Source organism: Hymenobacter coalescens (genome assembly GCF_054783195.1).
On sequence record NZ_BAAGRA010000022.1, the window covers coordinates 115,486 to 127,704 of the forward strand.

11 protein-coding genes are annotated in these 12,219 nt (G+C 67.7%); 1 reads left to right on the forward strand and 10 read right to left on the reverse strand.

From position 1 onward, the window contains the following. Nucleotides 1-27: 27 nt before the first annotated feature. From uraH to allB, 5 genes are read right to left on the reverse strand one after another with little or no spacing between them, the layout of a single operon-like run. On the reverse strand, nucleotides 28-369 hold the full coding sequence (gene uraH, locus ACYVKQ_RS20425) for a hydroxyisourate hydrolase (RefSeq protein ID WP_460677213.1): 342 nt from the start codon (nucleotides 367-369) through the stop codon (nucleotides 28-30). Continuing rightward, nucleotides 366-872 carry a 2-oxo-4-hydroxy-4-carboxy-5-ureidoimidazoline decarboxylase gene (gene uraD, locus ACYVKQ_RS20430; protein WP_460677214.1) on the reverse strand — a complete coding sequence of 169 codons (507 nt, stop codon included), beginning with the start codon at nucleotides 870-872 and terminating at the stop codon, nucleotides 366-368. Before uraD ends, uraH begins: the two co-directional genes overlap by 4 nt. A gap of 23 nt (nucleotides 873-895) precedes the next feature. Then, entirely contained in the window at nucleotides 896-1,642 is a 747-nt protein-coding gene (gene allE / locus ACYVKQ_RS20435) for a (S)-ureidoglycine aminohydrolase (RefSeq protein ID WP_460677215.1), read from the reverse strand. Next, entirely contained in the window at nucleotides 1,643-2,896 is a 1,254-nt protein-coding gene (locus ACYVKQ_RS20440) for an allantoate amidohydrolase (protein ID WP_460677216.1), read from the reverse strand. Between the two features lie 6 nt (nucleotides 2,897-2,902). Further along, complete coding sequence (gene allB, locus ACYVKQ_RS20445) at nucleotides 2,903-4,237, reverse strand: allantoinase AllB (RefSeq protein WP_460677217.1); 1,335 nt, start codon at nucleotides 4,235-4,237, stop codon at nucleotides 2,903-2,905. Between the two features lie 228 nt (nucleotides 4,238-4,465). Here allB and ACYVKQ_RS20450 point away from each other — a divergent pair, with 228 nt between their 5' ends. After that, nucleotides 4,466-5,875, forward strand: a complete 1,410-nt coding sequence (locus tag ACYVKQ_RS20450) for a urate hydroxylase PuuD (protein WP_460677218.1) — start codon at nucleotides 4,466-4,468, stop codon at nucleotides 5,873-5,875. 32 nt (nucleotides 5,876-5,907) lie between these two features. On the opposite strand, the gene ACYVKQ_RS20455 is transcribed toward ACYVKQ_RS20450, so the two are convergent. The 5 genes from ACYVKQ_RS20455 to ACYVKQ_RS20475 form a co-directional block, all read right to left on the reverse strand. After that, the gene (locus ACYVKQ_RS20455) at nucleotides 5,908-6,825 is read right to left on the reverse strand and encodes a hypothetical protein (RefSeq protein ID WP_460677219.1); all 918 of its coding nucleotides are present in this window, start codon (nucleotides 6,823-6,825) and stop codon (nucleotides 5,908-5,910) included. A gap of 77 nt (nucleotides 6,826-6,902) precedes the next feature. Then, nucleotides 6,903-9,002 carry a beta-N-acetylhexosaminidase gene (locus ACYVKQ_RS20460; protein ID WP_460677220.1) on the reverse strand — a complete coding sequence of 700 codons (2,100 nt, stop codon included), beginning with the start codon at nucleotides 9,000-9,002 and terminating at the stop codon, nucleotides 6,903-6,905. An 82-nt stretch (nucleotides 9,003-9,084) separates the two neighbouring features. Further along, on the reverse strand, nucleotides 9,085-9,492 hold the full coding sequence (locus ACYVKQ_RS20465) for a hypothetical protein (RefSeq protein WP_460677221.1): 408 nt from the start codon (nucleotides 9,490-9,492) through the stop codon (nucleotides 9,085-9,087). A 75-nt stretch (nucleotides 9,493-9,567) separates the two neighbouring features. Then, nucleotides 9,568-10,935, reverse strand: a complete 1,368-nt coding sequence (locus ACYVKQ_RS20470; RefSeq protein ID WP_460677222.1) for a DUF58 domain-containing protein — start codon at nucleotides 10,933-10,935, stop codon at nucleotides 9,568-9,570. Nucleotides 10,936-11,131: 196 nt separating this feature from the next. Next, a complete protein-coding gene (locus tag ACYVKQ_RS20475) occupies nucleotides 11,132-12,154 on the reverse strand; it encodes an AAA family ATPase (RefSeq protein ID WP_460677223.1) in 1,023 nt (340 codons plus the stop codon). Between the last annotated feature and the right edge of the window lie 65 nt (nucleotides 12,155-12,219).

The window sequence follows — 12,219 nt, forward strand, 5'->3', positions numbered from 1 at the left end:
GACATGCTTCTGCCCGCCGCGGCTCCGTCAGCTGCCGCGGTAGGTGCTGTAGCCATAGGCATTCAGCAGCAGCGGCACGTGGTAGTGGCTGCCGTCCGACACGGTAAACACGATTTCGACGAAGGGGTAAAACGTGGTGGCGTTGGTGCGCTCGAAGTATTCCTGGGTGAAGAACTTGAGCTTGTAGGGGCCCACCGGCAGGCGCAGCGTGGGCGTGAGCAGGTCCGGGATGCGGCCGTCGGCGTTGGTCACGCCGCGGGTCAGCTCCAGCCACCCGTCGCCGGGCAGCGGGCTGTAGAGCACCACCGTCACGTCGGCGGCGGGGCGGCCCTTGGTGGTATCGAGAATGTGCGTGGTAAGCTGACTCATGGGGTCAGGAGTTTTTCCAGCCGCAGCCGGGTGATTTTGCGCTGTTCGTCGGCGGCCAGGCGTATTTCGCGCTCGGCCGGGTTCGGCAGGCGGGCCTGCAGCAGGGCCAGCATTTCGTCGGCCGATTTGCCGGTGGCGCACACGATGAAAATGTAGCCAAACTTCCGCTCGTACGCCTCGTTGCCGGCCGCCAGGGCTTGCAGCGTTGCCTCGGAAGCCTGGCGCACGGCGCCCTGCTCCCCTTCGGCCCAGGCGCTGGTGCTGGCAAATTTCTCGCGCAGGGCCTCCAGGTCGCCGATTTTGGGATGGTGCGTAAACGCCTCGCGCCAGTCCGCCTCCGAGAGGTTGTTCCAGATGAAGTCAGCCTGATCGAAGAGCGTTTCCCGGTCGGCCATGGGAAACGAGGCCGCCATGATGGCTACCCAGGCCGAGGCGCCGCAGCAGGTGCGCAGCGCGTCGGTCAGCGCGGGTTCGGGCAGCTGGTTGAGGTCGTCGAGGGTCATGGCAAAAGCGGCAAACGACGGCGCTACACCACCGTCGGGAAGCGGTTCACGTTTTTGTAGTAGATGTACACCGAGGGCTCCTGGCCCATGGCCGTGGCCCACTGCTGGCAGTAGGGCGCCATCCAGATGGAGTCGCCCTTCTTCACCGGGTACCATTGCTGGTCGAGCATGTAAATGGCCTGGCCCTGCAGGTACAGCAGGCCGTGCTCCATGATGTGCGTCTCGACCATGGGCAGGTGGCCGCCGACGCCGTAGGTGAAGATGTTGACGGCCATGTCGAAGCCCGGCTCGTTGGGCAGCAGCTCCTGAATGCGCAGGGCCTCGTCGTTCATGTAGATGGGCGCCTTGCTCAGGTCCCGCTCGCCGAAGTACACGGCCGGCACCGCGTGGCCCGCCAGCGGCTCGTACACTTTGTGGAAAGTCAGCACCTGGGCGCCCTCCGTGGGTTGCCGGAACAGGTAAGGCTTGCCGACGGGCACGTACACGTACTGCCCTTCCGCCAGGTCGCGCTCCTGCCCGTCGATGGTGGCCTGCACCTGCCCGCTCACCACGTAAAAAAAGATCTGCGCGGCCTCGGTGCGGCCCGTGAGCTGCCCGCCTTCGCGCAGGGTCACCAGCGTCTGGCAGAGGCGGGCGCCCATCTGCTCGTTGATGATGACGTTGACGGTACAGTCGGTCCAGCCCGGCACGTTGCTGTTGATGTAGCCGTCGGGCGCAATGACGGCGTGGTTGCGCTTGACCACGGACCGGGTAAGGGCGGAAATTTCCATTTAGCAGGCTTGGTGTTTGGTAAGCTGAAGCGAAAGAAACTGCTCGGCCACGCGCAGGGCGGCCGCCAAGTCGGCGGGCTCCACATGTTCGAGGGGGTGGTGGCTGATGCCGCGGTAGCAGCGCACGAAGAGCATGGCGGCCGGCGCCACCCGCGCAATCGGCACCGCGTCGTGGCCCGCCCCGCTGACCAACTCGATAACTTCGTGGCCCGCGCCGGCAATGGCCGCGCTCAGCAAGCTATTCATTTCCGCGTCGCAGGTCACGGGCGCGGCTTGCTGCACCAGCTGCCAGGCCAGCGTGAGGCCACGGCGCGCGCTCAGGGCCTCGGCCTGCTCGCGCAGCTTGTGGTACGCCGTATCGAGCTGTACTTCGTGCGGACTGCGCACATCCAGGCTGCAGCTCACCTGGCCGGGAATGACGTTGCTGGCCGCGTGCGCCACTTGCAGCTTGCCCACCGTGGCCAGCAGGCCGGGCTGGTGCTCGGTGGCAAACCGCTCGGCGGCCAGCACAAACTCCGCCGCGCCGGCCAGCGCGTCCTGCCGCATGCGCATGGGCACCGTGCCCGCGTGCCCGGCCATGCCGCCGAACGTCAGCTCCACGCGGCGCTGGCCGGCAATGGCCGTCACCAGGGCCACGGGCACCTGCCGCTCCCAGAGCACCGGCCCCTGCTCGATGTGTACCTCGAAGTAGCCCAGCCACTCGGCGGCGGGCAGGGCATCGGCGGCCAGCTGCGCCGGGTCGCCGCCCGCCGCGCGGATGGCTTCGGCCAGCGTAATGCCAGCCGCGTCGGGGCGCTGCAGCAGCGCGGGCTCGAAGGCGCCGGTCACGACCTGGCTGCCGAGGTAGGTGGTATGAAAGCGCACGCCTTCCTCGTCGCTGAAAGCCATCAGCTCCACGTGAAACGGCAGCTCCTGGGGCCGGGCGGCCAGCTGCGCGAGCAGGTCCAAGCCCAGCAGCACGCCCAGCGGCCCGTCGAACTTGCCCGCATTCACCACCGTGTCGAGGTGCGAGCCGATGACGAAGGTGCGGGCCCCCGGCCGGGCGCTGCGCAGCCGCCCGCGCAGGTTACCAATGTTATCGACCCGCGTTTCCAGCCCGGCGGCGGTCATCCATTGCTGCACCAGGGCGCGGCCCGCCAGGAAAGCTGGTGTGCCGAACGTGCGCGTGACCACGCCCGGCTCTTCGCTGATGGCGGCCAGCTGCTCGATACGCGCCATAATGCCGGCGGCGCGGCGTTCGTAGTCGTTCGACATTGCGCGTTAGCGGGTTAGGATCCGGCCTTGGCCGAGGCGAAGGAAATCGGGCCGCTCGTACACCAGCGCCCCGGCCAGGTAGGTCTGCTCCACCACGCCGCGCAGCTCCCGGCCCACGTACGGCGACACCTTGTGGCGGTGGTGCAGCCCCTGCTCGGTCACGGTAAACGTCTGGTCGGCGTCGAGCACCACCAGGTCGGCGTCGTAGCCCGGCGCGAGGCGGCCCTTGCGCCCGGCCTGCCCGATGAGCCGGGCCGGGTTTTCGCTCAGCCAGCGGGCGAGGTCCGAGAGGGTGGCGCCACGCGGCTGGGCGGCGGTCCAGAGCGCCGGCAAGGCCAGCTGCAGCGAGGCAATGCCGCCCCAGGCCGTGGTAAAATCTCCGGTTTCGAGCTGCTTGAGCTCGGGCGGAGCAGGGGAGTGGTCGGTAGCCACGAAATCAATCAGGCCCGAGCGCAGCGCCTGCCAGAGCTGCTCCTGGTTGGCCCGCTCGCGGATGGGCGGCGCGCACTTGTAGCGGGTCTGCCCGTCGGGAATGTCCTCGGCGGCGAAGAAGAGGTAGTGCTGCCCGGTTTCCACCGTCAGCGGCAGGCCCTCGGCTTTGGCCGCCGCCAGCTGCGGCAGCGCATCGGCGGAGGACAGGTGCACGATGTGGGTGCGGCAGCCGGTTTCCCGGCACAGCCGGATCATCAGCGCCACGGCCGCGTCTTCCCAGCTTTTGGGGCGCGAGGCGAGGTAGTTCGGGTAAGATTGTTTGTCGCCCAGCTTCCACGCCTCGTCGTCCTGGCTTAGCTCGCAGTGCACCAGCAGGGGCAGGTCGTGCCGGGCCAGCAGGGGCATCACGGCGCGCAGGTCGGCCTCCGTGGCGTTCGGGAAATCGTCGATGCCGGAGTGGGTCAGGAAGGCCTTGAAGCCGAGCACGCCGCGGGCAATCAGGCCCGCCACCTCGCCCGCGTTGCCGGGCACGATGCCGCCCCAGAAGCCGCAGCCGGTGTGCAGCTGCCCGGCCGCGGCGGCCAGCTTCTGCTCCAGCGCGGCCACCGACGTGGTGACCGGCGCCGAGTTCAGGGGCATGTCCACGAGGGTGGTGAGGCCGCCGGCCAGCGCGGCGCGGGTGGCCGTATCGAAGCCTTCCCAGTCCGTGCGGCCCGGCTCGTTGATGTGCACGTGCGGGTCGATGAGGCCCGGCAGCACCGCCAGGTCGTGCACGTCGCGCACGGGTACGTCGACGGCGGCCTCCGGGGGCAGCAGCGCCGCGATGCGGCCCGCCCGCACGACCAGCAGACCGGCGTGCGTACCGGTCGGCGTGACGATTTTTTTACTTTTTAAGGCGAAATCGGACATGCAGGGGGCTGGACTGTGCCACAAAATGAGAATATTTCAAACACGAAGCGCCGCTGCCCGGTCGCCGGTCGCAGAAAAGTTTGAAAGCCGGCTCTGGGCAGTCAGGGCCGGTGGCCGGTCGTCCGTCTAAGTGTGCCGGTCGGCCGCTGGCATCACCCGGCAACCGCCCTGCTGCCCGTTCTTTTTCCCAGTACCCAGGCCCGCCCGCGGCGCCGAGCTTACGCAGTTATGATTCGCTTTCTGATTTTGGCGGTGGTGGGGCTGGTGTTTCTGCTCATTCTCGGGGCCAGCGCCTTTCTGCACCGCCTCGGCCGGGCCGACCGCCGCGGCGGTGCCCTCGGCGACGGGGGGCTGACCATGCAGGGCTTCGGCTACGCCCTCACGGTGCTCGGGGTGGTGTTTCTGCTGGCCGTGGCCTACGTGTTCGTGCAGGGCTCGGCCTGGGAAGGCCATCTGATGGAATGGCTCAACATCGTGGTGCGGCTGATGCACGTGACCTTCGGCATTGCCTGGATCGGGGCCTCGTTCTACTTCGTGTTCCTGGAAAACGCGCTGAACCGCACCGACAACGTGCGCGAGGAGCTGGCCGGCAACCTCTGGGCCGTGCACGGCGGCGGCTTCTACTACCTGGAGAAGTACAAGCTGGCGCCGCCCACCATTCCCAAGGCCCTGCACTGGTTTAAGTACGAAGCCTACTTCACCTGGCTGACCGGCTTCAGCCTGCTGTTCGTGGTGTACTACTTCAACCCCACGGCCATGCTCATCGACCCGCAGGTGCTCGACATCGGCCCGCTCACCGGCGTGGCCATCGGCATTGGCTCGTTCGGGGTGGCCTGGGTGCTTTACCACCTGCTCTGCCGCACGCCGCTGGTGCGCAACGGCTTGCTGATGGCTGTGCTGGGCCTGCTGATCGGTACCGTCTTCGCGTGGTTTTACTGCCAGGTGTTCAGCGCCCGGGCGGCTTACCTGCACTTCGGAGCCATGCTCGGCACGCTGATGGTCGGCAACGTGTTTTTCATCATCATCCCGGCCCAGAAAGCCATGGTGAAGGCCGCCACCGAGGGACTGCCGCTCGACCCGGAGCTGGGCAAGCACGCCGGGCTGCGCTCCTTGCACAACAACTACTTCACGCTGCCGGTGCTCTTCGTGATGGTCAGCAACCACTTCCCGAGCACCTTCGGGCACAGCCAGCCCTGGCTGGTGCTGGCCGCCATTGCCCTGGGCACGGCCGGCGTGAAGCACTGGCTGAACCTGCGCGAAAAGCACCAGCCCAGCGGCCTCGTGTTTCCGCTGGCGGCGGGTCTGCTGCTGGCCGTGGCCTTCGTAACGGCCCCGAAAAACGACGCCGGCGCCGCCGGCGCGGCCTGCACGCCCAACGTGAGCATGGCCCAGGTGCGGGGCATCGTGCAGCAGCGCTGCGTGCAGTGCCACTCGGCCTCGCCCACCGACGACGTGTTCAAAACCGCGCCCAACGGCGTCGTCTACGATTCGCCCCAGGACATCATCCGGCTTCAGGACAAGATCATGCAGCGCGTGGTGCTGACCCGAACCATGCCCCAGAACAACAAAACCGGCATGACCGAGGAGGAGCGGCAGCTGATTCGCTGCTGGATTGAGCAAGGGGCCAGAAGCGAATAGGGCTGGCTGCGGGCCACGGCCGAATACCGGGCTTACCGGCGGCGCACCAGCGTGTAGTGACGGCGGCCCGGGCTGAGGTTGATGTGTTCGGCGTCCGGGCGCACGGCGAAGAGCTGCAGCGTGTCGCGAGTGATGCGATAAGCCAAGGTGCGTTGCCGGGCCGTGTACTGGTCGAAAAACAGCATGTTGAGGTTGTTTTCGGGGCCGATGAAATCAATGTTGACGGTGTAGGTGCGGAAGCTACCCAGGCCGCTTACGTGCCCGTCCGGCAGAAACTGCGCCTGCACGGCCCGTCCCACGGAGTCGGTGCCGGTGTAGCGGCCGGCCAGCATTACCTGCCGCACGGCGTAGGCCAGCCCCTGGTTCAGGGCGGGCTCGTCCTGCAGGTTGGTGGGGCGGAACCGCACGCGGCGGTAGCTCACCGATTCGCGAAGCCGGTTGCGGCGGTCGTACTTACGCAGCTGGAGCAGCGTGTCGGTGCCCTGCCGGCCGTAGCTGAGCTCGAAGCTGCTACCCTCGTCTTCGTAGTCGACGTAGCTTACGGGCAGCGACTGGGGCTGGCGGCCCGGCCGCAGGTACACCTGCAGCAGCCCGCCCTCGTGGTTGTTCAGAATAGCGTCGAAGGCTACGCTGTCGGCTCGGGGCTTGCTCAGGTCGATGGCAAAGGCCGTGATGCCCGTGGCCGCCGGGGCTTCGGCTACGGCCTGAGGCGAGCGGGTGCGGGTAAGCGCATCGAGGTAAGCTGCTTTCACCCACACGCCGCTGATGAGCGGACTAACTTGCCGGGCCAGCCGGGCCGGAGCCACGGCGGGCGCAGGTGCAACAGCAGTGGCCGTAGTGTCGGCATCGGCGGCGGCTTCGGTGGTGGGGTTCCGCTCGGAGTCGGGCTGGCCGGTTTGGCACGCGGCCAGGCCCGCCAGGGCCGCAAAAAAGAAAAAGGAATGGCGCATCAAAGGGGAAAGCAAAGAAGGTCTGCCGCCGCAAGCTACGGCAGGGGAGGCGTTTCGGCCGGCTGTGAGGTAGGGAACTACGGCTGCCCCCACACCAGCTTATCAAGCTTGGTGGCCAGGGCCAGCTCCGCCTGCCCGACGGGTTTGCGGGCAGTTTCCAGCTGCTTTTGCGCCCCGGCCAGCCAGTCGGCGGACACGGGGCGGCCCTGCTCCAGCTGCTCCAGGCGCTGCAGCAGCAGGGTGGCCACCACGGTGAGCTGGGTAGAGAGCGGGGCGTACTCGCGCAGCTCCGGGTTCAGCTGCAGCAAGGGCTGCACGCGGGCGTCGTTCTGCTGCCAGGTTTTCAGCTGCGTGCGCAGCGCCGCCAGCTGCCGGCGCGTGGTGGGCGTGCGCGGCAGCTCGGTGGTCTTGGCCCGCGGAGCGCGCAGCAGCGAATCCAGCGTGGCATGAAATACCCGGGCCGCCTCCGATTCGGCCGGGGCCGCGTCCACGAGGCGGTTCAGGGGCATCAGCGGGGTGTAGGTGCGGCCCTGGAAGTGGCGCTTGTATTCCTTCACCGGCTCCAGCACGGCGGCCAGCGTCTGCAGCGGTTCCACGGGCTGGCCGGCGGCCATCATGGTGAGGAGCTGCTGCGGAGCGCGGCGGTGCTGCAAACCCAGCTGGTCCAGCTGCCCCGATACCAGCTGCAGGCGGCGGTACATGTCGGGCACGTCCGTGACGGTGCCGGCCGACCACAGCCGCTCGGCCACGGCGGCGGCGCGGGGCCAGATGCGCGAATCAACCACCACGGAATCGGCAAACTCGCTCCACATCGTGGCCTCGCCGCCCAGGATGCGTTTTTTTTCCGCCTCGGTCAGCGGGGCGTCGGCCGGCAGCGGGTCGGGGGTGTAGTGCGCGGCCGCCGGAAAGTACAGATCGAGGTAGTAGCCGTGGGAAAGCAGGGCCGAGTGGCCGGCCTTCACCGCGTCGTAGAGGCCCTTTTTGCCGCGCCAGCTCTGAACCACCGCGCTGGCCGGCAGGCCGGGACCCAGGATTTCGTCCCAGCCCACCATCTTCTTCCCATACTTAGTCACGATGCCGAGCACCCGGCGGCTGAAGGCAATCTGCAGTAGGTGCTTGTCCACCGTCCCGTCGCGCTTCACCATGCTGCTGTCGCGCATGTACTTCGCGATGCGCGGGTTGCGCCGCCACTGCCGCCCGTCGTTTTCGTCGCCGCCGATGTGGAAGTGGGGGTCGGGAAACAGCGCGGTCATTTCCCGGAACAAAGAGTCGATGAACGTATAGGTGCCGGGTTTGGTGGGGTCCAGGGCAATGTTGGAGGTGCGGAAGCTCTGGTACGGCCCGTAAATGGTATCGAGCGAGGCCAGGCGCGGGTAGGCCACCTGCCAGGCGGTGGTGTGGCTGGGCACGTCGAACTCGGGCAGCACCCGGATGCCGCGGGCCCGGGCGTAGGCCTGCACGTCCTGAATCTGGGCGGCGGTGTAGAAGCCGGGCGTGGTGTTGCCGGCCCGGTGCAGGCGCGGAAACACCTTGCTTTCGACGCGAAACGCCTGGTCGTCGGAGAGGTGCCAGTGCAGCACGTTCAGCTTCACCGCCGCCATGGCGTCGAGGTTGCGCTTGATCAGGTTCACCGGCATGAAGTGCCGGGCCGCGTCGATGAGCAGCCCCCGCCACACAAAGCGCGGCTGGTCCTGGATTTCGACTTCGGAAATGGTTAAGGCGCCCGGGTTGCCTTTGCGGCCCCGAGTGGGTTGAATTAGCTGCCCAAGCGTGGCCAACCCACGCAATACCCCCAAACTCGTGGGCGCGTCGATGCTGATGCCGGCCGGGCTGACCACCAGGCTATAGCGTTCCTCGTCGAAGTTCTCCATGCGGCCCACGCGGCCGTAGCGAATAACCAGGTCGGCCGGGCCGGTGGTGGCGAAGGTCGTGCGCGTGCCGGGTGAGCCGGGCACCAGCAAACGTTCAGTTACCAGCTTCCGAACGACGCCTTCCAATGCCGGATCAGCCTGCGGGGGCAGCTGCACCTTGAAGGTGGTTTTGACCAGGTAAGCGCCTTTGCCCCACTTCACCGAAGTCGGCACGGGCATGAGTTGGCGGGTGTCGGGCGGGGGGCTGGGCGCCTGGGCCGAAGCCAACAGCGGCAAAGCCAGCAACAAAAAGAGCAATCGGAACATGGGGCGAGTTTACGGGGAATCGGCCCAGCCGGCGCAATTTCTTTGCCGTTTGCAAGGCGGGCAAGAACACGCCCCTGGCCTTTTACCGGCGTCCAGGGGCTTCGATCAGCTTGGCCAGCAGCTGCGCTTTCTCATCACCGGGAGCCGCGGCCAGGGCCCGGGCGATGTAGCGGCGGGCCGAATCCATTTGGTGGGTGTAGAAGTAGTTAGCGGCGAGTTGTCGGTCGATGGGGGCCTGCTTGCCCAGCGCTTTGGCGCTTGACAGGTATTGGTTGGCTTCGGCATACCGGCCCGCCAGGCCGTAGCATATGCCTGCCCGGTAATGCGCGTCGGCGTTGCGCGGCTCGCGCAGGCACAGGCTGGCAAATACCACAGCAGCATCTGCGTAGCGCTGTTGCGCGTAGAGCTTGACGCCTGTTTCGTGCGGGGTCGATTGCCGCGGAAGCTGCTGCCCGGATTTTCGCTCGCACGCCACGAGGGCCAGCGCCAAAGCAGCGGCCGCCGCGACGGCACGGCGAACGGTTACAAGCTGAGGCAGAGGTAAATCGTCTTTTATCACTGGAGGTTAGATCAGGCCGCGGGACTTAAACTCCAGGTAGCGGTTGATGGTGTTGGCCGTCAGGTGCTGCGGGGCGGTAAGCAGGGCCTGAATGCCGTAGCGCTGCAGCTCCAGCACCATGCGGCGCTTGTCCTGGCTAAACTTGTCGGCCACGGTCTGCACGTACAGCTCGTCGGTGGTTTCGGCCGGGTTGTCGAGCACGCTGCGCAGCTCGGTGTTCTCAAAAAACACGACCAGCAGCAAGTGGCGGGCGGCCAGGCGGCGCAAAAACGGCAGCTGGCGCTGCAGCCCGTGCAGGCTCTCGAAGTTGGTGAAGAGCACCAGCAGGCTGCGCTGCTTCACCTGCCGCTGCACCAGCGCAGCCAGGCGCTCGAAGTCCGACTCTAGAAAGCGCGTTTGCTGGCGGTAGAGCACTTCCAGCAGGCGCGGCAGCTGCCCGCGGCGGCGGTCGGCGGGCACCACGTCGCCGGGCTCGTGGGCGAAGGTGATGAGGCCGGCGCGGTCGTGCTTGAGCAGGGCGATGTTGCTGAGCACCAGCGAGGCGTTGATGGCGTAGTCGAGCAAGGCCAGCTGCTCGAACGGCATGCGCATCACCCGGCCCTTGTCGATGACGCAGTACACCTGCTGGGCGCGCTCGTCCTCGTGGTGGTTCACCAGCAGGTTGTTGTCGCCGGGGCGGCGGGCGGTGGCCTTCCAGTTGATGGCGCGCGGGTCGTCGCCGACGGCGTACGGCCGGATGTGGTCGAACTCCATGCTCTGGCCCACGCGGCGGATGCGCTTGACGCCGACCTCCGTCAGGCGGTTGGACACGGCCAGCAGCTCGTAGCGCCGCATCTGCAGAAACGACGGGTACACGGCGGCCACCTCGTCGGCCTCCCCGAAGCGGTAGCGGCGCTGCACCAGGCCCAGCGGGGAGCGAACGAGCACGTTGGTCTGCCCGAACACGTACTCGCCCCGGCGGGTGGGGCGCAGCTGGTAGCGCAGCGTGGTGGTGTGCCCGCCGCCGAGCTGCACCGGGAACACCAGGTCGCGGCGCTGGAACTGCACCGGCACGTCGTCCACCACGTCGAGGCGGGCCGGGAAGGGGTAGCGGTTTTCGAGCACGACCTGAATGTCGTTGTCGTCCCCGTTGGAGAGGCGGCGCCCCAGCACGCGGCGCGCAAACACCCCGCCGCCCCGCCCCAGCCCAAATAGCAGCACCGCGTCGAGCAGGGTGAGCACCAGCAGCAGCAGCATGAGCACCTGGGCCGGCACCAGCAGCACCGGCCAGAAGTGGGCCCCGATGAGCAGCAGCACCGCTCCGGCCAGGGCCACGAACAGGCGCGGCGGCAGCAGCACGGCGCGGAAAAACTCGCGTAAGGGAGAAGCAGGCATAAAGTAGCGCGAATCGCCGGGCGGCGAAGGCAACGAGCAGCGCGCGGGGCATTGCGCGGTGAAGAATCAGGAACGGAAACGCAGCAGGGCAGGGCGGCTGGCAGCGGGTGTGCCAGGCCAACGAAGTGGTCCGGCGGGGCAATAATCCCGGCCGTTAGCGGCGTTTGGGGCAGCCCGCTGCGGAAGGCGTACCGGGCTAGCGGGGCACCTCCACCTGCTGAATCAGCTGGCGCACCACGTCGTCGGGCCCGAGGCCTTCCAGCTCCCGCTCCGGCGTCAGCTGGATGCGGTGGCGGAGCACCGGCGCGGCGAGCTGCTGCACGTCCTCGGGCGTCACGAAGTCGCGGCCGCGCAGGGCGGCTAGGGCCTTGGCGCCGTTCAGCAGCGCCAGCGAGGCGCGGGGCGAAGCGCCCAGGTACAGCGACTTGTGGGTGCGGGTGAGGCCCACGAGCCGGGCCACGTATTCAAACAGGCGCGGCTCCACGTGCTGCTTTTGCACCTGGGCCCGCAGCGTTTGGAGCTGCCCGGCGCTGAGCACCGGCTGCACGTCGTCGAGCGGCAGGCCGCCGGGGCCGCTGTGGTGGCCCTGCAGGATCAGGACTTCCTCGGCCTCCGTGGGGTAGGGCACCAGGGCTTTGAAAAGGAAGCGGTCGAGCTGGGCCTCGGGCAGGCGGTAGGTGCCTTCCTGCTCCACCGGGTTCTGCGTGGCCAGCACCAGGAAAGGCGCGTCCAGGTGGTACGTCACGCCGTCGTAGGTCACGTGGCGCTCTTCCATCACCTCAAACAGCGCCGACTGCGTCTTGGCCGGGGCGCGGTTGATTTCGTCGATGAGCACGATGTTGGAGAAGATCGGGCCTTGCCGAAACTCGAAGGCGCCGCGGGCGGGCACGTACACCGAGGTGCCGAGCACGTCGGAGGGCATCAGGTCGGGCGTGAACTGAATGCGGCCGAAAGGCACGTCGAGGGTGCGGGCGAGCAGCTTGGCGGTCAGGGTCTTGGCTACGCCCGGTACGCCTTCGAGCAGCACGTGGCCATCGGCGAGCAGGGCCACCAGCAGCAGCTCCACCAAATCGTGCTGGCCGACGAGCACGCGGCCCACCTCGCGGCGGACGGCCGCGGTGGTGCCAGCCAGCTGGCTTAGGTCGGTGCGCTGGGCAAACGCAAGGTTGTCGGTCGTGGCCGCGGGGGTATCAGGCGTGGGGTTGGCAGTCGGTTCCATGCGAAAAGGGCTTCACTGCCGGGCCGGGGGCCAAGGGGCACCAGTGGTCAGGGCAGGACGGAAGC

Coding starts and splice junctions, on each gene's coding strand:
- ACYVKQ_RS20470 (WP_460677222.1), bottom strand. CDS start 10,935: ATGCCTGCTTCTCCCTTACGCGAGTTTTTCCGCGCCGTGCTGCTGCCG.
- ACYVKQ_RS20455 (WP_460677219.1), bottom strand. CDS start 6,825: ATGCGCCATTCCTTTTTCTTTTTTGCGGCCCTGGCGGGCCTGGCCGCG.
- ACYVKQ_RS20440 (WP_460677216.1), bottom strand. CDS start 2,896: ATGTCGAACGACTACGAACGCCGCGCCGCCGGCATTATGGCGCGTATC.
- ACYVKQ_RS20460 (WP_460677220.1), bottom strand. CDS start 9,002: ATGTTCCGATTGCTCTTTTTGTTGCTGGCTTTGCCGCTGTTGGCTTCG.
- ACYVKQ_RS20450 (WP_460677218.1), top strand. CDS start 4,466: ATGATTCGCTTTCTGATTTTGGCGGTGGTGGGGCTGGTGTTTCTGCTC.
- allE (WP_460677215.1), bottom strand. CDS start 1,642: ATGGAAATTTCCGCCCTTACCCGGTCCGTGGTCAAGCGCAACCACGCC.
- allB (WP_460677217.1), bottom strand. CDS start 4,237: ATGTCCGATTTCGCCTTAAAAAGTAAAAAAATCGTCACGCCGACCGGT.
- uraD (WP_460677214.1), bottom strand. CDS start 872: ATGACCCTCGACGACCTCAACCAGCTGCCCGAACCCGCGCTGACCGAC.
- ACYVKQ_RS20475 (WP_460677223.1), bottom strand. CDS start 12,154: ATGGAACCGACTGCCAACCCCACGCCTGATACCCCCGCGGCCACGACC.
- uraH (WP_460677213.1), bottom strand. CDS start 369: ATGAGTCAGCTTACCACGCACATTCTCGATACCACCAAGGGCCGCCCC.